This is a genomic window from Indolivaga macrotermitis (assembly GCF_900128985.1).
Taxonomy (GTDB): Bacteria; Bacteroidota; Bacteroidia; order Bacteroidales; family Dysgonomonadaceae; genus Dysgonomonas_A; species Dysgonomonas_A macrotermitis.
The window spans coordinates 130,175-150,190 of sequence record NZ_FQUC01000003.1; the positions used below are offsets into that span (position 1 = coordinate 130,175).

A 20,016-nucleotide genomic window follows, 5' to 3' on the forward strand; every position below is an offset into this window, starting at 1 on the left:
GGTCGGTTTTAAGCAAAAAAGGGCAGCATCACCAGAATCATATAAACGATACATATCGATATACCCACAAGGGATATATAAGAAAGTATGCGGGCTATTTTGATATGTCCGGTTTTTGCGAGAAATACACCGGCCACCAAAGCTATAACGTTTATAGCAAAAATAGCTTTGAACAAATTGGCTGTGATAAGTAAAGGTATCATATTACGCGATGTAATTATTCGGCTTAATATCCTTGTTGAGGATTACGGTGCAGTAGTCTGGTCCTGGCCATCTGCTCATATTCCGTACCGGGACGGCCGTAGTTACAGTATGGATAAATGCTGATTCCTCCCCGTGGAGTAAAAACACCTATGACTTCAATATAGCGGGGATTCATCAGTTTTATTAAATCTTTCATAATGATGTTTACACAATCTTCGTGAAAAGCCCCATGATTACGAAAACTGAAAAGATATAACTTAAGAGCTTTGCTTTCGACCATTTTGATATCGGGCAGATAATTGATGTGTATGGTTGCAAAGTCAGGTTGTCCCGTAATAGGACACAAACTGGTAAACTCAGGGCAATTGAATACTACCCAATAATCATTTTCGGGGTGTTTATTATCGAATGCTTCGAGTACTTCCGGAGCATAGTTATCTTTGTATTCGGTTTTACCACCCAGGTGGCTTAATCCGTCTATATGTTCGTTACTCATATTTTTTTAATATTTATATGTCACGGATACTATTTTTTCTTAATCAGTAAAACATTGGGGACCGGCCATGCCTCCCTCGTATTTTATAACAACGTTCTTTTTGTAATACATATATTCGCAACCGTCGTTATATTGTTTTATTTGTGGAACAGTCAGTATATCTGTCGGAAATATCAGGTAGGAATATTTGCCCAGTCCGCTACGGGTAAATCCGATCTCAACGGGGTTCCCGTTTTCGATTGAGCAACAATTAGCTAATTGCATCATAAACCTGATATTGCTAAAAGTCATAGGATCCCATTTTAATATCCGTAATAACTGATCCAACCGTTCCGAGCCATATTCCAAGTCAAATTCGCCGTCTACAAGTTCGAGTTTTCCTTCTTTATTCTTTTTTGATATCATCAGGTCGATACTGACGATAGAACGTAAAGGGTTATCGGCCAACTCGATATTTAGAGAAACGACATATCCTTTCGGGACAATTTTAGAAAATTCGTTCTTTAGATTATTGATCTCCTGAATATGGGCTTCATAATTTTCGATAGTTTCTTTGCGGCTGCTCATAGGCATCGAATACACATTTAGCATAATGGCTTTAACGGTATCGTTTGCAACTTCATAATCGCGCCGGGCATTCTCGTATGCTTCTACAGAGTATTTTTGCTTTAACTTCTCAAATATAGCATCTTCATTAGGGGTCTGAGCTTTAACAGTCAAACCGGTAGCGAGTAAACCTAAAATAAAAAATAGTCGTATTTGCATAAAATGAAATAAAAATGCCTGCAAGATAAAGCTTTTCTTATATAATCGGAAGAACCGGATCTTAAAACCGAAGTGTTTTTTGCCGGAATACTATTTATTTTCCTTAATCTTCAAGTAATTGTCAAGTCCTTGTTTACGTAATTTACAAGAAGGACATTCCCCGCAACCGTCGGCGGGTATTCCGTTGTAGCATGTCAGGGTTTCATTGCGGATCAGATCGAATACACCTAATTCATCGGCAAGTTGCCAGACAGCAGTTTTGTCGCGCCACATTAATGGTGTATGTATTTCGAAATGCTCGTCCATCGCCAGATTGATAGAGGTATTGGCTGACATGATAAACGTATCCCTGCAATCGGGGTAACCGCTGTAGTCGGCTTCCGATACTCCGGTGACTATATGCCGGATACCATGGCTACGGGCTATTACCGCGGCAAAGGTGAGGAACAATAGGTTTCGCCCCGGTACGAATGTATTGGGGTATGCATCGGCAGGTTTTTCTTTATCCATTACTACATTAGCATCAGTTAATGAATTTGTCGATAACCGGCTGATGATAGATGCATCTAACTTTTGGAACGGAACATTGGCCCGGGATGCTATACCTTCGGCAATCTCTACTTCGAGCGAATGCCGCTGTCCGTAAGTGAAGCACAAAGTGCGTACAGATGAGAAATTTTTAAGTGCCCAAAAGAGGCAGGTTGTAGAGTCCTGTCCACCTGAAAATAGGACTAAAGCAGATTCTTTAGAATTCATTATTCTCTGTTTTTTACGTGGTTAATCGAAGTTACACGGAAAGGGATTTATTTCCCTTTTCGGGGGCAAAGGTAGTTATATAAAATATATTTAAATAGAATTAGGTCGAATATTTATGTATTTTTGCAGCAATATAATATAAATCAGAAGCACGTATGACCCGAAAGATTCAAGATAAAATAAATTCGGACAGAGAGATTGTAGATCTTCGCATGCAATCGGAAGACCTTATTAATAATGCCGAGATGATGAGTGAAGAAGACTATCGCAAAGAAGCAAAAAGGATATCGGATGCAATAGACGCACGTGTAGATGTATTGTTTCGCGAATCGAAAGATTCATAAATGATGCAAATCAGTAAAAAGCAAAAAAGACTCTTACTCTTACGCAAGGTTTTGCTTACACCCGTCAACTAAAAGCACATTTTAGCAAATAAACAATGATCAAAGTAGTTCTCTCAATTATAAATCCCTTTTATTTTTATCTATTACCAAAGAGACCTTTGACATATTGGAACAGAACAAACGAAGAATTAAAAAATTAAAAGAGGAAAACTAAAAAAATAAATTCAAAAATGGTGTCACTTTTGTCACCTTTTTAAGGGTATTGGATTGATGTATAACGAAATAGCAAGGTGACAAAAGTGACACCCGGGTAACAGCCGAATGTCACCTCTGTTTAGTTATTGTCACCTTTCTATAAAGATCATTACAGAAAAAGACAGAACGTCTTCAACTACTGATGCGCATAAAATATTGAGGTAGTTTTATTATAAACGTAACGGGTGTGTAACAATCAAACCTTTTCTTTGTACTATAGATACTACGAGTGGTATAAGTGTTGGGGTTCAAAGATTGTTTTTTTTAGGGTTATCCTCATTTATAGAATAGTTTATCCTATGAGATGGGATGGGCTATTTTTCTTTTATAAAAATATCAAAAGAAATCCCTTAGCATACAGCTTTCTAGCTTTTTTAAGACTTATTTTTGTTTGCTAAAAGCTTTCGAGGTATTTGGTGAAACAAAAATATCTACTATCTTTGCATCGCAATTAAGCATTGGGCAGTTACCAGAGTGGCCAAATGGGTCTGACTGTAACTCAGATAGCGTAAGCTTACGGTGGTTCGAATCCATCACTGCCCACAATACTTAATTATGCGGAAGTAGCTCAGTTGATAGAGCATCAGCCTTCCAAGCTGAGGGTCGCGGGTTTGAACCCCGTCTTCCGCTCTGATAAAGAAAGCGATTACTTTGGGTAGTCGCTTTTTCTATTATATAGAAACTATTGCGATTAAGCAATTGTAAGTATTTAATGATATGTTTTGGGATCATAACAATCTATTGTTGTTTTGCATACAAAACCAATTAAAAAGGTCTGGGACCTTAATTGTATGGGAAATCGAGGTATTAATAATCTGACAGAAGGTAATATTTTATCTGGCCTTTTGCGTTTGGCCTTACCCTTAATGGGTACCAGCTTTTTGCAAATGGCTTATACACTGATGGCAATGTCGTGGGTAGGTCGTTTAGGGTCAGGCGGGCATTCGGAAGTTGCTACCCGGGCAGAGGCTGCTATAGGGGCCATCGGTATGTTGCTATGGCTTACAGGCTCTATTGCTTACTTGGCAATGATAGGGGCAGAAGTGGCTGTAGGACAATCTATAGGTGCTAAAAAAATGCGTTTGGCAAAAGCATACGCATCTCATACTACTACTATATCTATCTCGATAGGGGTTATATGGGTACTGTTATTATTTGTTTTTGCTGAGCCTATTCTATCATTTTTCAAACTCGATCCTGCAATTACTACTGATGCTGCCTTATATCTAAGAATATTAGCTGTATGCCTTCCTTTTCAGTTTGTGTCCTATAACTTTTCGGGTATCTATAATGGGGCAGGGCGTAGTTTTGTACCTTTCCGCAATAATGCCTTCGGACTGGTCTTAAACATGATTCTCGATCCTATTCTTATGTTCACACTCGGTTTGGGATTGCATGGAGCGGCTATTGGTACTGTAATAGCACAGTTGTTTGTTTTTGCTTTGTTTTACTATCAGATAAGATATGCTAATCCGATTTTAGGTCAGTTCCGTTTCATGATTATGCCTCGTATGTTGTTTCTTAAACGGGTGTTTTTCTTAGGAACCCCGGTTTCTATCATGAACTCGTTGTATGCAATTATTAATATGAATCTGGCTCGTGTAGCCTCAATATATGGTGGACATATAGGCTTAATGACTCAAACTACGGGTGGACAGATCGAGGGGGTAACATGGAATACTTCACAGGGTTTTTCGACAGCCTTGAGTGCATTCATGGCACAGAATTATGCTGCCGGGCATATCGAACGGGGGCGTAAGGCTTATATTTATGCCCTTAGAATAATGTTGTCGGTAGGGGTAGTTGTCAGTATCGCCTTTATCTTATTTGGCGGACAGATATTCGGTTTGATCGTTCCTCAGGAAGAGGCGATGATAGCCGGTGCGCAATATTTGTTCGTGATGGGACTGGTTCAGGTGTTTATGATGTTTGAACTGACAACGCAAGGTATGTTTAATGGGATAGGCCGTACAATAGAGCCCGCCGTAATAAGTATTACTTTTAATGCCCTACGTATTCCCCTGGCTTATTATCTGGCATCGGATATGGGAATAATAGGGGTTTGGTGGGCTATTGCTATTTCATCGATATGTAAGGGGATAATTTTGCCTATTTGGTTTACGATATTATATCGTAGAGAAGTTAAAAAGAAACGACCGACTATCTAAGGATAAGATATGTTTAAATGTTAAAAACAACCTATCGGGCGATAGGTTGTTTTTTTGTTGTCGTTCGAATAACTACTCGCATTAGCTTGCTTGTAGAACTCTGCAAAATATATGCAGAAATATATTTTCGAATACAAAAATATCGAAATATATTTTAACATAAGCATTTTCTGGTCAAAAAAAGCATTTAAGTGTCTTTTGTCGGATGAAATAACTTGATAAAAAGGTTTTTAGTGCAATATTCTTAATAATGATTATCGCAAATATCGAACAGGACATAGTCGCCGACAGTATCTATATCAACCAGTATCCATTTAGCTTTATCTTCCTTGACTTTGGTTTTAACAATTCTTTTATTGTCAATTGTATAATCTTCCACTTCCAATATTTTGAACCGTTTATTACTGCAATCGTATATACCGTATGAGATGGAATAATTGAATCCTTCCCATTTCTGTATTTTTTTATCTGCATCTTTTTTCTTAAACACATTTTTGATTTTCGCTACATATGCCTGACGTGTACTGTCATTTGTATATATGGTTTTTGTCCGGGCATATATCAATCCGTCTGATGTTTTTACACTGCTCGAGTCGACATATAGTTCTGTGTTTTCCGTCACAGCGATATTCTTCCAATAGTCTTGCGCAGACAGAGTAAGAGAAATGAAGATAATAGGTAGAAGAATGCAAATATGTTTCATATCCGGATAAATTTAAATATATAATTGTTGTTTCCTTTTAATGATTTATAAAAGAGAACAATAAATAAGGTTGTCTTGTTTGCTTTGTCCTGAAGATTTCTTCCTATGCAATAAAATATTTATATAAAGATATTCAAAACTTGTATTTATTGTAATATTATTCTATTTTTGCAACCGATTTCGGGATGTAGCTCAGCCCGGTTAGAGTACACGTCTGGGGGGCGTGTGGTCGCACGTTCGAATCGTGTCATCCCGACTGAAATCAAGAAGCACTTACATTTAATATTGTAGGTGCTTTTTTTTATTAAATGCTTTCTTGTATTGTATATATTTACAAGCACTTCAGTAGTTTTGAAAAGATTTTTCTTCAAATTATAGAGCTTGTAATTCTGAAAATATCAATAGTCCTTTAGGAATATACACTGAGAGGGTAAAGCCGGTTTTACCTAAATTCCCTATTCATACGAAAGCCTCTCTTGTCTTAGCTATAAGATAGAGAGGCTTTGCAAACTAAATGTTTGAATCTATTTATCAGAAGTTAAAATATTACATATTTCGAGGTTTACTTTGCGGGTTCTGGCTTCTTCCAACTTAATAACTTTACGGTCGTAAGTAATCAGCCCGTTTACTTCACCTTCAACATCCGTTGTCTGTGTATAAACTGCTGCCGAGAATCCCGAACGAATCATTTTCTTCAACATTTCAGCATACTTGATATATTCGTCCGTTACTTCCTTCGAGTTCTTGAATTGTACATATCCCCAGTTTTTATCGGGTTGCCACAAATGCCCTTGTAATGGTAACCCTATGCCCCCATATTCGCCCAATACGGTAGCTCTTTCAGCATCGTACAGATACATTTCGGGTCCGGGATAATTATGCAGATCGAGCATATCACCTGTACGGTAGTGATTTCCTCCACTGGCGGGATTAACCAGACGTGACGGATCGTAAGCTTTCGTCCACTCGGCAATTTCTTGTGTTTTGAACTGTCCCCATGCTTCATTGAAGGGAACCCATGTTACTATACTAGGGTATGAAATCAGATAATCGATAATCTCTTTCCATTCTTTGCGGTAATTAGCTTCCGATTCTGCTGTACGGATATGTTCCGAACCATTGAAATAGTTACGGTTCTGCCATTGTGGTGAACGGTCGCCATTAGGCATATCCTGCCAAACGAGTATTCCCATACGGTCACAATGAGTGTACCAACGAGCAGGCTCTACTTTCACATGCTTGCGGATCATATTGAAACCGAAGTCTTTGGTTTTCTGAATATCGTAAATCAAAGCTTCATCTGTTGGTGCGGTATACAATCCATCAGGCCACCATCCTTGATCGAGAGGCCCGAACTGAAAATAATCTTTATTATTCAATTGTAAACGTACTATGCCATTATTATCCCTCTTCATAGAAACTTTCCGCATGGCTGAATAGCTTTTTACGTTATCGCAAAGCTTATCGTTACTGTACAGATTAATGTCTACATCATATAAGAAGGGAGATTCGGGTGACCACAGTTTAGGATTAGCTAAAGCTATCTCCAAAGGCTGGCCTACTGCAGCTTTCGATATCGCTACCTGACTATTTCCATCTTTTACAACCACTTCTATGATGTCTCCAAAGGAAGTTCCTTCTGTACAGATATCTATGGTCATTTTTTTAGAATCAATATCAGGAATGGCCTTTATAGCTACAATATGTTTGTTATTCACTGGTTCGAGCCATACTGTCTGCCAGATACCCGAAACAGGAGTATACCAGATACCTTCGGGTTTTGTATTCTGTTTTCCCACAGGCTGATAACCATCAGTAGTAGGATCCCATACCTTCACAACCAATTTCTGTTCTCCCGAAGAAAGATAAGGAGTAATATTAAAACTGAAAGGCGTATATCCTCCTTTATGACTTCCTATTTTTACATCGTTCAGAAATACTTCTGTTTTCCAGTCCACTGCTCCGAAGTGAAGCAGTATTTGCTTCCCTTTCCAATTAGAAGGAACAGAGAATGTACGTTTGTACCAAAGCTCTTTTTCCTTACCCAATTCTTTCTGAACTCCCGAAAGGCTCGATTCTACTGCAAAAGGCACAAGTATCTTTCCATCGAAACGTGCGGGTTCAGTTTGCCCTAAAGGTAATATAGCATACTCCCAAAGCCCGTTCAGATTTTGCCAATCGGAGCGTTCCATAATCGGACGGGGATATTCGGGCAATACATTATTCACATCTATTTTATTTGCCCAATCTGTCTTAATCTTATCTCCGGCAGGTTTCCATTGAGCGGATAATCCTAATGCCGAAGCAAAAAACAGTATTACTAATAACTTTATTTTCATAGTATTTATTTTATTGAGAATTTATAGATACAAGTATGCTCATAGGTTTCACCGGGATTCAATCGTGTAGTCGGGAAATTGTCGTGATTAGGGCTATCCGGAAATTTTTGAGTTTCCAAGGCTATGGCTTCCCTGTATTTGATAGGTTTTCCATACTTGCCGTTTACTTTACCATCAAAAAAGTTCCCGCTGTAAAACTGCAAACCGGGTTGATCGGTATAAACTTCCATAAATCTTCCGCTTGTGGGTTCGTAAACAGACGCGATCAGTTCGATGTCCTTAGCCGTTTTACGATCCAATACCCAATTGTGATCATATCCTAAGCCATTTTTTAACTGTTCGTTATCTGTATTTATTCTTTCTCCGATTGCTGTCGGTTGACGGAAATCGAATGGAGTCCCTTCTACTGATACTATTTCTCCTGACGGTATCAAAACACTGTCAATGGGGGTCGTGTTACTTGCGTTTATAGTTAGTATATGATCGGTGATAGTACCTCCGGCTTCTCCTTTCAGATTAAAGAATGAGTGATTAGATAAATTCACAACAGTCGGTTTGTCGGTAGTTGCTTGGTAAGTTATTTTGAATTCATTGTCGGGAGTAACGGAGTAATTGACCTGAAATTTCACAGTACCGGGAAACCCTTCTTCACCATCGGGAGAGGTGTAAGAAAAGTCAATGGATTTGTCTGTTGCTTTCTCTACCTTCCATACTCTCATATCAAGTCCTTTAAGTCCTCCGTGCAAAGTCTGTCCGTTGTTATTGATAGGTAATTGATACTCTGTTCCGTCCAGTTCAAATTTGCCTTTAGCTATACGGTTGGCATAACGTCCTACAACAGGCCCCAGAAAGCGTTCTCCCGTATTGTTGAGATAACGGCCGATATTTTCATAACCAACAGCAACATCGGCATAGTTTCCTGCTTTATCGGGAGTCCAGATAGATACTACCCGCAGTCCGAAATTAGTCACCTGTACTACAAGTCCGTTACCGGAATCTAGTGTATAGAGTGAAACCGGCTGTCCGTCTACTTCGGTATCAAAAGCCGTCTTATCTAAAAGTGGCAAGTCTTGTTTCTTACTTTCATTGCATGAAAATAAAAGAAGAATGCTTAATAAATAAAAGATTTTTTTCATCGCTATTTATATTAAGTTCTTTGAATTGTGATTCATAGGGGTGGGACTTTACATCGGGTGAAGCAGAGCCTCGCCCCTACCAATTACAATTCAATAAAATATTTAAATATAATATTTAATTAAAAACAGGTTTCTCGGCAGATAAAGAAGGACTTGTATTGTCTACATATGGCCAGCCATCATTATCCCATTGTATCTGATCGAGCAACAATACACGTCCCTGAGGTTTCTTCACATCTACTCCGTGATAAAATACCCAATCGTTACCTGCCTTATCCTGTACGATTTCCGAACAGTGACCATTTCCTACGAACCGCTGATTAGAACCTATAACCAATGAGTATCCATTGTCCATCATGTCTTTGCCTGTTTTATCCAAATACGGGCCAAACAACGACTGCGAACGTCCTGTTACCAGTTGATAGGTACTATTTACGCCTTCGCAACAACTTCCGATAGATGCGAAAAGATAATAATATCCGTTCTTTCTATAAATATAAGTCGCTTCAAAAGCTGTTCCTGCAATCTGCATTTTCTCGGCTCCTTCTTTGACTGTTAATCCGTCGTCACTTAACTCGATCATATAAATCCCACGAAAACTTCCCCAGAACAAATATTTCTTTCCATTTTCTTCTATATAAAACGGATCGATAGAATTCTGAACCTCCATTTCATTACTACGGAAAAGTTTTCCCTGATCAGTAAATGGTCCTTCGGGTTTATCCGAAGTCGCTACACCTATACCGCAAGTCCACTCACCACCCCAAACCGACATCGAATAATAAAGTACATATTGCCCGTTTATATAATTGATGTCGGGAGCCCACAATCCGCCATTCGGCTCAAATGTAGGACGGGAAGCTTCGGTAAAAGCTGTACCTACGAATGTCCAGTCAACCAGATTCTGTGACTTGTAGATAGGTATATTGCGGGTATCTTCCGTCGCATACAGATAGAAATTTCCATCTTCGGCTTTTATTATGGTAGGATCGGGCAGGCTTCTGTCTATTATGGGGTTCGAGTACATATTTTCAGTCCCAGTCTTCGGTTGTTCTTCATGCTCTTTACTGTCGTTACAACCCGAACATCCCACACACGATAACAATAAGGTAATGCTTAACAATATAGTTCTCATAAGCTTATCCTTTATTTTTTGTAATTAAAATATTTTTCAACCCGCTGTGGGCTCAACATCTGCCAAAGTGAAGCCACTGTCCATCCCGGAGCGAAAATATCGTTATAGAAACCTTTTCCGTTTTTGCCATAATCCCAATTGGTATGCTGAACTACTTCGGGATAATATCCTACTTTTCCGATATCGAACATATGACCTTTTACAGGCATCAGTTGAAGCATAGAGGTTTTTATCACCGATGAGAAGTCAGCAAAACGGGGTTCGTTTCTTTCCTTGGCAAGCCAATCGAGAACCGTTGCAAATTCGAAGATAAACACATCGATATGGTTGTTTTCGACAGATACATTTCCCCAGCCTCTCGATTTAAAACCTACATCACCCAGCATTTGCCCTTGTGCGAATGGTAAATCCCATACATAGTACCACGACAGGCAAAAATATGCTGCTGTTTTAGCCATATCTATATAGTGCTCACGCTCTTTACCTTTTGTTACCATAGACAAATAATACATGGCTGTAGAAGCATATAAGGAAGCTTCTTTATCCTCACAATTAGAGTCGAGGGTAGAAGAAAAATAGTCAGATTTAGAGATTAATTCTTTTTCAAGATATACGGCCGTCTGTTTGGCACTTTCCAGATACGATTTATTATTAAAATAAGTGTAAGCCATAGTCAAAGGGAGTGTTGCAGAAGGTGTGCTTCCTCCCGATTTATCCGAAACTTTCGAATTATCATCAAATTTACGAGGAAAACTGCCGTCACTTCCTTGTAATTTCAGAATATTATCCAAAACTGTTTTTATCTTAGATTCCCATTCGGGATGACTTCTCCCTTTTTTCTTTTCATAATCCAGATAATTAAGGATGGCAAATACACCTTCCGACTGACGGCGGATACTGTAAATATCAGTTTCGGTATTGTGAGTATAATCTACAAATTCTCTGATAAATCCATTCGGAGTAAAACCATGTTTCAAATAACTGTCGAATATAGAATTTGCTTTTTGTACTAAACCGGCATTGTTGGTTTCCTCTCCGTATTCAAGAGCATTGAAGGCGTTCAATAATACACGTCCTACAAATCCGACTTCTACCGAACCTGTACTCTTGCAATCATCCGTACGCATATGTACTCCTGAGAAATATTTCAAGTCGGACTTATCAACATAGCTTTCAGTGAAGAAGTTAGACAATATTTCTTTTGCTAAAGCAGTATCATAAGCAGTTGCTACCTGTTGAGGTTTGAACGTATCGTACGAGTAATTCCATATATCTGCAACAAATCCGGAATAGTCCTTTGCATTCCCTTTGCGTATTTCCCATACCAGTTGACGGCTTTCTCCTTTTTCGAGTTTTTCAAAAGCCTGTATAGGAGGGTTTAGAGTAAGTTTTCGGATATAAGTTTTCGGAGCTTCGTGATAAGGAAATCCAAATACCAAAGCTGATTGTCCGTTTATATTACGGAAACCAGTAAATCCCAACGATGTTTTATCGGTAAGAATTGTTTCCCCGAAATTATGGGGTGTCAGGCTTTCGTTTTCAAATTTATCAACTCTCAAGACTGTGTAATAATCACCGGTTTTGTCATTGTAAATACCTGTAAGCGGCGCACTCAATCTGTCTTCTCTCACCTGCCAACTGTCCGAAGTATGAAAAGAAGGAGCTTCCTCCGGTGAGCGAAGATTGCGGTGGTACCAGAATCCGGGCATATAGAATTGGCAATCGTTGTGCTTTACTCCTGCTAAACTGTATATCTGTTCAAAGTTGTAGTACACTATATCTTTTGCTGTAAGAGTAACCGTTACTTTCGTAACATTACCGCTAGTCGACTGAGTTTGTCTTATTTCCAGAGGTAATTCCGTCTGTGACTTCAATATACCATTGTTTTCTTGCAAACTGTAAGTTACAGCCGGATTTCCGGGCGATTTTATACTTATATTATTCTCTAATCCCAAGGGTGTTTCAGCAGCAGATATACCTGAATATCCCAGTACGCTGCACATCAATAAAAAAAGATACTTCTTCATATTTTTTGTTTTTAATAATTGCTGATAATTGTAAGGGTAGGGCTTTGTTCTAGCCATTATCAGGCGAAGCAGAGCCTCGTCTCTACCGATATTTATCGGGTCGACACACAGGTCAACCCCTACTTATAACTAATGTATAATTTAAAAGAACTCACTTTAAATTCACTTTCAACCAAGAACCGGTTTCAGATATATCGCTGTTTGCAACAGCTTCGGTATATCCCGAATCTTTACCGTTGTAGGCTGAAAGCTCAATATTCAATCGAATATCTTTGTTGTGTAATTGTGTAAAGTTTTGTTTTGGGAAATTAAGAACAAGATCATAACCGTCTTCTGTAATCACAGAAGTTACTTCTACTACATCACCTGAAATAGTTTCCCAACTCTCTTTATTATATTTCCAAAGTTTAAACACTCCTTTATAATCACTCCATAGCCTGTAAACATTCCCATTGAGTTTTTCAGATAATGAATTACCGGCATCTATATAAATATAAACTCCATCTGATTTTCTGTTGGAAGCATCTTCATGATAAAGCTGTCTGTCTTTAACTTTACATTTTATGGTTAATGACTCTTGGTTATCGCTTATATCAGCTCTCAAATTGGTTTCTCCTTTCGAACCGATAAATATTGGATAACTATTTGCATCTTTACTCGTGCTTATAATTTCGGGAATAATATACCCTTTGATTATATATGGAGCCGGATGTTCTGAAGCAAAATTGGTAGATGATACCGCAACAACAGTATGATTGTTCCAGAGTGCGAGGGAGTTCCACTTCGCTTCTTTCCCCAATGGCACATCAAAAGGCTGCGTACGTTTTCCGAAATTGCGGGCTGTTTTATCTCCAATCGCAACTTCCATTGTCGACAGTTCCCAATCCGGATCTCGATTCTCGTTGGTCTGATAAGAAATCACAGTTTCACCTGTCGGCAGCTTCAACAAATAAGGGGCACCCAGATAAGCCGAGTCGGCAATTCTTTCGGTGAGGGCGTATTCCCTTTGTGGTGAATCTCCTAAAACGGGAGCAGACCAGTTATCCGAAATCTTCGTTCTGACTGTATAAGGCTTGAAGCGGTCTATATTATTATCTTCAATCACAGCCACTATCTCATCATTAATAAGCCGTGACACAGGCATACCGTCACGCCTGTCTTTACGGAACGATACTGTCTTAGGAATTCTCGTCCATGTAATCCCGTTATCGGAAGAATTGAGCATGGATATTTCTTGTTCGTCGGATTTCTGATACGGGTTTTCATTGGCAAAATAGACCTGTAATTCTCCATCGGGAAGTTGAAGAAAAGAAGGCTCCCAACATCCATCGTGAAAACGGGGCGCGGCATCATATAGTATCTGCGGTTCCGTCCACGTTTCGCCATTATCCGTACTTCTGCGTATTGCTATCGAATAAGGTGCTACTTCCGCTTCGGCAGGGCGATAGTTACATCCGATTATAATATCTCCATTTTTCAACTGTATAATTTCGGAATTTGCAATATTTACCATCACCGATTTTCCATTTTTATCGGTATACTCAAAACGGGAAAATGCTGTCACCGGATCGCTCCATGAAATACCTTCATCATAACTTCGCTTATATTTGAAGTTACCTTCCCGGTCTTCATATACAACAATAACAGAAGAATCCTGCAACCTCAACAAACGGGGATAACCTCCTTTATCGGCAATCCTTTGGATAGAACTGAAGTCCCAAGCAATCCTTATACCATCGATAGATTCTCCCCGTGACAATTGAATACTACTTTCTTTATCACTAACTTCACAAGATAGAGAGACAAAGAGTACTATGATGAAAGTATTTATAAGCTTTATCATTATTCCGAATCTTTAGTATGCTATTACCGGTTTTATTATCTCACCTGTGATCGACATTACAGGAACTGCATCGTCCGAGAAACGTACATCTGCTATATACATCAGTCGAGGATGAATATTATTAGGATTATTATGTGCATGGAAAACGATCCGCAGCTTGCCATTCTTATCTGTGAACATAGCACTATGGCCTGTACCGACAAGGCTGTCGGGTTTCTGTACGATCGGGTTTTTATCGTACTTAGTCCAAGGTCCCATCGGCGAATCTGCCGTAGCATATCCTATCCCGTAGAAAGGGCTTTCGTAACTATTACCCGAATAAGTCATGTAATATTTTTCCTTGTGCTTCAACACATAAGGTCCTTCATTCACGCGGGGCCATACTTCTTCCCAAGGTTGAGATACATTGATACATTTGGTCATTGTAGATTGTCTGATTGTTTTCAGATCATCTTCAAGTTCTGCCACCCATATATTCAGCCCGTCGTTGAACCTGTCGAAATACAGATATGGTTTACCGTCACTATCAATAAATAGAGAATTGTCAATACACTTTTCGTCTGCTAACTGCGGTTCTTTTACATCCTGCGCAAAAGGACCTAAAGGAGAATCCGATGTAGCTACACAAATGTGTTCGTCGGCAGAATAATACATAAAGAATTTATTCTTTTCTTTTATATAGTATACTTCGGGAGCCCAGTACCAACGGTCAGCCCAAGAGTCCTGTTTCCGTAATGCCAGATTGGAAGCTTTTTTCCAACTGAGCAGATCGTCTGATGTGTAAACTTCTATCCCGTCATCGGCATTAGTCCCGTATGCATAATATACATTATCGTAAAGCATAATAAAAGGGTCGCCCAATGTAACAGGATATTTAGGGAGTACTATTTCGTTCTTTTCGTTGTTCTTACAGGATATCAGGCTAGCAAGAACTACAAGTATCATTAAGAGATTGTAAGATTTCATTTTTTAGCTTTTAAAAGAATCCCCTTCACCCCTTATCAAAAAGAAGGTGAAAGGGATTTCATGATCTTAATAATTTGGATTCTGTTCTATGTTTGGATTATTGTTTACTTCGTCTGATGCAATAGGAAGAACATTGTGTTTACCGATTACAAAATTATCAAAGTCCACATCACGTGATTTCAGCTCATCTATACCCACTTGGTTATCCACCAATCCCCAGCGTTTGATGTCAGCCCAACGTACACCTTCCGAAGCCAGTTCCGTTACTCTTTCCATCTGTAAGCGTTTCAGGAATGCTTCTTTACTGCTTGTTGCAGAGGCATGGTTCTTGCTCAATGGAGGCATATTTACGCGGGCTCTTACCCTGTCTACTAAAGCTACTGCTTCGGAGATGTTTCCTCCTGTTTCTGCTATACATTCGGCATACATAAGCAGTACATCAGCATAACGTATCAGACGGACATTGATAGGATTGTAATAGTCATCAAAGGTTCTGTAATAAGAAGTACAGTATTTACGGAAAAACACACGTCCTTTCCAGTTATCTCTCGACCAAGTATCGTTATTACTAGTTTCACCGTAAATCTTATCGTTATCCGCAAAATCCTTTTCCATTCCTTCATAGAATGCAGTATATTTCAAGCGAATATCATATTCACCATCCAGATTCTTTTCTTTCTTCAACTCTGTCACCAGCCAAGGTCTGAGTTCTCCGTCATTCCAACCGATTCCCGGAGGGGCAAAGAATTGTCCGCGATTAAGCCCTAAGTTCGGATCCTGATCAAAATCGCCGTCACCACCAACATTTGCATCCGAATATTGAATTTCAAATACCGACTCCACATTATTTTCATTATAATGATTAAAATTGTCGAAATAATCGGGAACCAAATTATAATATTTCTTTCCGTCGCCTTCTACCAACCAGTTCAAATCGGCTTTCGCTTCATCCCATCGGTGCAACTGCATATAACATTTAGCTCTCTGTGCCAATGCAGCACCCTTTGTTGCACGGCCTTTGTCTGTACCGCTCCACGATTCGGGTAACAATTTTTGTGCTTCGGTCAAATCGGCAATCGCTTGTTCATAAACTTCTGTTCCGGTATGTCCTTCGGGACGAATATCGGGTGTAGACGGTTCGAATACAATCCCTAAGCTCTTATTGCTGCTACCCCATAGTAAAGCAAGATTATAGTAATAGAGCCCGCGCAGGAAGTGAGCCTGACCTAATATCCGGTTCTTATTATTCTCATCGCTGAATTCAATCTCCGGTACATAAGTCAATACCTGATTCGCCCTAAAGATCGCTTCATAACAATCACGGTAAGTCCACGCATTACCATCCCAGAAATTGTAATTATTATATTTGAACTGAGTCCATTCCTTAAGTTCTGCCCACGGACTCTGGCTAAAGCCTTCGTCAGAGGTGAGATCTAAACGGAACCACAACCAACGGCTGTATGTACCCGGTTTGTAGAACATATTGTAAACGGCATTTACTCCGTATTGTGCATCAGCTTCGCTTTTCCAGAAGGTAGGTACAGTACTCGTATTCGGATTTTCTACATCTACATCGCAACTGCTCACCATGAGTGCTGCCAATAATATATATATGTATTTTTTCATTGTTTCTTGAAGTTTAATAATTAGAATGATATCTGAGCTCCAGCTGTAAATCCTCTTGGATTCGGGAATGCTCCTCCGTCATAACTCCTATCCCAGATACTGGTATTCAGGAATTCGGGATCGAGTCCTGTGTATGAAGTAAATGTTATCAAATTTTGAGCATTAATATATACACGTATATTACTGAATATATCCCCAAGTACCGACTTAGGTAGATTATAACCTAAAGCCAACTGTTTTACTCTCAGATAATTTCCATTTTCGAGCCAGCGATCCTGATTACCGATAGCATTACGTGAATCGGCATATAACGGACGAGGGTCTTTCGCATTCGGATTCTCAGGTGTCCAAGGATCATAATCGGCACGGTAAGTAGAGTTATCGTCGAATCTGTCGTATGCGCTACGAGGACCGTTAAATACCTTGTGACCGAAAGCTCCTGTAAATTGCAACTGCAAATCGAAATTCTTATATTGGAATCCCCAGTTCATTCCTAACTCAAACTTCGGAATAGAAGAACCGCAATGTTGTCTGTCCGCATCTGTTATCTGACCATCGCCGTTTGTGTCTACAAAGCGAATGTCCCCGGGTTTAGCTTTAGGTTGAATAACTTTTCCTTCGCTGTTAACATGCGCATTTACTTCATCCATCGACTTGAATAGTCCATCAGTCTTTAGCAAATACCACTCACCGATAGGTTTTCCTTTAACCGATTTTGTATCCCATTGGTTAAACTCTTCCATATCATAGCCTAAACTCCTGATTTTATTTTTCAAGAAAGAGGCGTTCACATTAATACTGTATGAAAAATCTTTACCGATGTGATCTCTCCATGTAGTTGAGATCTCAATTCCTGTATTGCGTAACGATGCTGCATTTACATAAGGGTCGCCTCCGTTGTTTCCCGTGATATAAAGAATTTTCATCGGGGTAAGTACGTCTTTTGTGTCTTTGAGAAAATAATCGAACGACAAATCGAGTCTGTTATTCAAAATAGTAGCGTCGAAACCAAGATTCAATTGGCTCATTTTTTCCCACTTCAAATTAGCATTCGCCAGTTTTACCTGTGTCATACCTGTTTGCACCTGATCTCCGAAAACAGCTTGCGGGAAAAGATTAATGAATGATACCCAATCCCATTCTCCGATATTAGAAGTTCCTAACATACCGTAGTTAGCTCTGATTTTCAGATCATTGATCCAGTCTACATTAAAGAATTTCTCATTGCTGATCCTCCATCCCGCTGATACTGATGGAAAATAACCTACTCTATCATTTGGGTTGAATTTGGAAGACTCGTCACGCCTCATAGTGAAACTGAACAGATATCTTTCATCGAAATTATAATTTACACGCCCGAAAACCGAGTATAATTTCTCAAGATTTTTAAAACTTGAAGTTTTAGGATTTGTCAGTCCGGCATCCAGTTGGTAGAAGTAACTACTACCATTCATAAGTATATTATTCTTCGTACCCCAAAGCTGTTCGTAGTTTGAAGTCTGATAACTCATACCTAAAACTGCAGAGATATCGTGTTTACCAAATGTCTTATTGAATTCTAAAGTATTATCGAATACTAAAGACTGTGACTGAGCCTGATTTTTATTCAATTGAGTAGGATCGATAGGCTGGTTATAGGTCCATGATCCTGCTTTGCGCAGATAACTGTGCTTGTCACTACTGAAATCAAATCCGAAGTTGAAGCGGTATTTCAACATCTTGAAAGCTTCCAACTCAGTATAAGCATTTCCTCTCAAGCGTAGATTGCTGTTCGTTGTTTCTTCAAAATCTTCGCGTGCAAAAGGGTTTACACCGAATGTAACATCCCTTGAACCATCGCCATAGCCATAACCACCTTTCGCTTCATTATTAGGGTCGTGTACGGAAATGGTAGGAAGCATACGAAATACATCGAGTACCGGATTTGTTTGCAGTTCATCAACCGAGAAGTGGCTGAAAGTTATATTCTCACCCACTCTGAAAACAACATTATCGGTAAAATTACGGCTTGCCGATGTATTGGTACGCAAAGTAAAACGCTCACTCTTCGTTCCGATAGTAGCGCCCGAATTGTTCTGATAGTTACCCGAAATAAAATACCGGTTATCCTTCGCTCCACCCGAGAATGATATATTATGATCCTGTACCAAACCTGTCTTGAATACCTCTTTTTGCCAGTCGGTGTTTCCATCGAAGTGATTAGCCAGTCCTTTTACATCAGGATTTCCGTCACTGATTGCATTAGCAAATGCCATGTCATTTAGTTTGATCCATTGGTCACGTCCTGTCAGATTGTATTTAGGAAGCCATTGCCAGGTAAGGCGCGACGATACATCTATCTTCATCTTACCCTCTTTCCCTTGTTTTGTAGTAATGATAATCACACCGTTACCCGCACGTGATCCGTAGATCGCGGCAGCAGAAGCATCCTTTAATACCTGAATACTTTCGATATCGTTGAAGTTGAAATCACGGTTAGCGCCCGATACAACACCGTCTACTACATAAAGAGGTGTACTCGATCCGAACGTACCCGTACCACGTATTTCAACCTTTCCTTCACTTCCCGGCGCACCTGCGGTACGTACCGTCAAACCCGGAAGTGTACCCAAAGCGTCACCAACAGTACCCATAACAGTCGTATTCTTCATCTGATCTGTATTGAATACAGCCACAGCGCCTGTAAGGTCTGCTTTCTTGATAGTCTGATAACCAATAACAACGACCTCTTCGAGCAGTCTATTGTTATCTTTTAAAGTAACATTAATAGAAGATTGACCGGTGTATACCACTTCTTGCGGTAACATTCCGGTAAAAGAGAATACCAAAGTCTGATTTCTGGAAGCAAAAGTTGAATAATTACCATCCAGATCTGTTACCGTTCCTTTGCTCGTTCCTTTAATGATGACACTTACGCCCGGCAAGGGTTCATTAGAAGTGTCCACGACACGTCCTTTCACCTCTACTTCTTGCCCATAAACCAACATGGAACAAAATACAAACAGTAGAAAAACGATTTTCTTTAACATGTTTTTGATTTTTGGTTTTAAAAATTAGGTTAACTCATTCTTTAATCCAGCCTTTAACTAAAGTTGTACATATCTTTGTACTTTCTATGTGCGATGTTGGGCTTCTGAAAAAAGTCTGCTCAAAAATAGCGGCGAAGCGATATATATTTGGTACATATTTTAATTAAAAGATGGTAAAATCCGGTCAGTAGTACAATTTGACCGAAAAGTAACAGGAGTTGATT

The 20,016-nt window shown here is 39.3% G+C and carries 15 protein-coding genes and 3 tRNA genes; 5 read left to right on the plus strand and 13 right to left on the minus strand.

Annotated features, from left to right (window positions below; genetic code table 11):
• Positions 1 to 8: 8 nt before the first annotated feature.
• From BUC12_RS06145 to queC, 4 genes are all read right to left on the minus strand, one after another.
• Entirely contained in the window at positions 9 to 203 is a 195-nt protein-coding gene (locus BUC12_RS06145; RefSeq protein WP_062177352.1) for a hypothetical protein, read from the minus strand.
• Positions 204 to 226: 23 nt separating this feature from the next.
• Positions 227 to 700 carry a preQ(1) synthase gene (gene queF / locus BUC12_RS06150; RefSeq protein ID WP_062177355.1) on the minus strand — a complete coding sequence of 158 codons (474 nt, stop codon included), beginning with the start codon at positions 698 to 700 and terminating at the stop codon, positions 227 to 229.
• Positions 701 to 739: 39 nt separating this feature from the next.
• Positions 740 to 1,465 (minus strand): hypothetical protein, encoded by a 726-nt coding sequence (locus BUC12_RS06155; RefSeq protein WP_062177358.1) that lies wholly within the window; start codon positions 1,463 to 1,465, stop codon positions 740 to 742.
• 90 nt (positions 1,466 to 1,555) lie between these two features.
• Positions 1,556 to 2,221: a 7-cyano-7-deazaguanine synthase QueC gene (gene queC, locus BUC12_RS06160; RefSeq protein WP_062177360.1), complete on the minus strand. Its 666-nt coding sequence runs from the start codon at positions 2,219 to 2,221 to the stop codon at positions 1,556 to 1,558.
• Positions 2,222 to 2,376: 155 nt separating this feature from the next.
• On the opposite strand from queC, the gene BUC12_RS06165 reads away from it, so the two are divergent.
• The 4 genes from BUC12_RS06165 to BUC12_RS06180 all read left to right on the plus strand — a co-directional run bounded on the left by BUC12_RS06165 (position 2,377) and on the right by BUC12_RS06180 (position 4,988).
• The gene (locus BUC12_RS06165; RefSeq protein ID WP_062177364.1) at positions 2,377 to 2,565 is read left to right on the plus strand and encodes a hypothetical protein; all 189 of its coding nucleotides are present in this window, start codon (positions 2,377 to 2,379) and stop codon (positions 2,563 to 2,565) included.
• A 715-nt stretch (positions 2,566 to 3,280) separates the two neighbouring features.
• Positions 3,281 to 3,363: transfer RNA gene (locus tag BUC12_RS06170), tRNA-Tyr, on the plus strand.
• A gap of 14 nt (positions 3,364 to 3,377) precedes the next feature.
• Positions 3,378 to 3,450 (plus strand) — tRNA-Gly (locus BUC12_RS06175).
• Positions 3,451 to 3,611: 161 nt separating this feature from the next.
• Positions 3,612 to 4,988, plus strand: a complete 1,377-nt coding sequence (locus BUC12_RS06180; RefSeq protein ID WP_062177369.1) for an MATE family efflux transporter — start codon at positions 3,612 to 3,614, stop codon at positions 4,986 to 4,988.
• Between the two features lie 244 nt (positions 4,989 to 5,232).
• On the opposite strand, the gene BUC12_RS06185 is transcribed toward BUC12_RS06180, so the two are convergent.
• Positions 5,233 to 5,691: a surface-adhesin E family protein gene (locus tag BUC12_RS06185; RefSeq protein WP_062177371.1), complete on the minus strand. Its 459-nt coding sequence runs from the start codon at positions 5,689 to 5,691 to the stop codon at positions 5,233 to 5,235.
• Positions 5,692 to 5,872: 181 nt separating this feature from the next.
• Here BUC12_RS06185 and BUC12_RS06190 point away from each other — a divergent pair.
• Positions 5,873 to 5,947 (plus strand) — tRNA-Pro (locus BUC12_RS06190).
• 268 nt (positions 5,948 to 6,215) lie between these two features.
• Here the strand turns inward: BUC12_RS06190 and BUC12_RS06195 are convergent.
• From BUC12_RS06195 to BUC12_RS06230, 8 genes are all read right to left on the minus strand, one after another.
• The gene (locus BUC12_RS06195; RefSeq protein WP_062177374.1) at positions 6,216 to 8,030 is read right to left on the minus strand and encodes a glycoside hydrolase family 2 protein; all 1,815 of its coding nucleotides are present in this window, start codon (positions 8,028 to 8,030) and stop codon (positions 6,216 to 6,218) included.
• Positions 8,031 to 8,035: 5 nt separating this feature from the next.
• The gene (locus tag BUC12_RS06200) at positions 8,036 to 9,166 is read right to left on the minus strand and encodes an aldose epimerase family protein (protein WP_062177377.1); all 1,131 of its coding nucleotides are present in this window, start codon (positions 9,164 to 9,166) and stop codon (positions 8,036 to 8,038) included.
• Between the two features lie 115 nt (positions 9,167 to 9,281).
• Positions 9,282 to 10,301, minus strand: coding sequence for a family 43 glycosylhydrolase (locus BUC12_RS06205; RefSeq protein WP_062177380.1), 1,020 nt, complete (start codon positions 10,299 to 10,301; stop codon positions 9,282 to 9,284).
• A gap of 11 nt (positions 10,302 to 10,312) precedes the next feature.
• Positions 10,313 to 12,328, minus strand: a complete 2,016-nt coding sequence (locus BUC12_RS06210) for a hypothetical protein (protein ID WP_062177381.1) — start codon at positions 12,326 to 12,328, stop codon at positions 10,313 to 10,315.
• A 151-nt stretch (positions 12,329 to 12,479) separates the two neighbouring features.
• Positions 12,480 to 14,171 (minus strand): sialidase family protein, encoded by a 1,692-nt coding sequence (locus BUC12_RS06215; protein WP_070808560.1) that lies wholly within the window; start codon positions 14,169 to 14,171, stop codon positions 12,480 to 12,482.
• A 12-nt stretch (positions 14,172 to 14,183) separates the two neighbouring features.
• Entirely contained in the window at positions 14,184 to 15,137 is a 954-nt protein-coding gene (locus BUC12_RS06220) for a glycoside hydrolase family 43 protein (protein WP_062177385.1), read from the minus strand.
• Positions 15,138 to 15,203: 66 nt separating this feature from the next.
• Positions 15,204 to 16,763: a RagB/SusD family nutrient uptake outer membrane protein gene (locus BUC12_RS06225; RefSeq protein WP_062177389.1), complete on the minus strand. Its 1,560-nt coding sequence runs from the start codon at positions 16,761 to 16,763 to the stop codon at positions 15,204 to 15,206.
• A gap of 20 nt (positions 16,764 to 16,783) precedes the next feature.
• The gene (locus BUC12_RS06230; RefSeq protein WP_062177393.1) at positions 16,784 to 19,792 is read right to left on the minus strand and encodes a SusC/RagA family TonB-linked outer membrane protein; all 3,009 of its coding nucleotides are present in this window, start codon (positions 19,790 to 19,792) and stop codon (positions 16,784 to 16,786) included.
• Between the last annotated feature and the right edge of the window lie 224 nt (positions 19,793 to 20,016).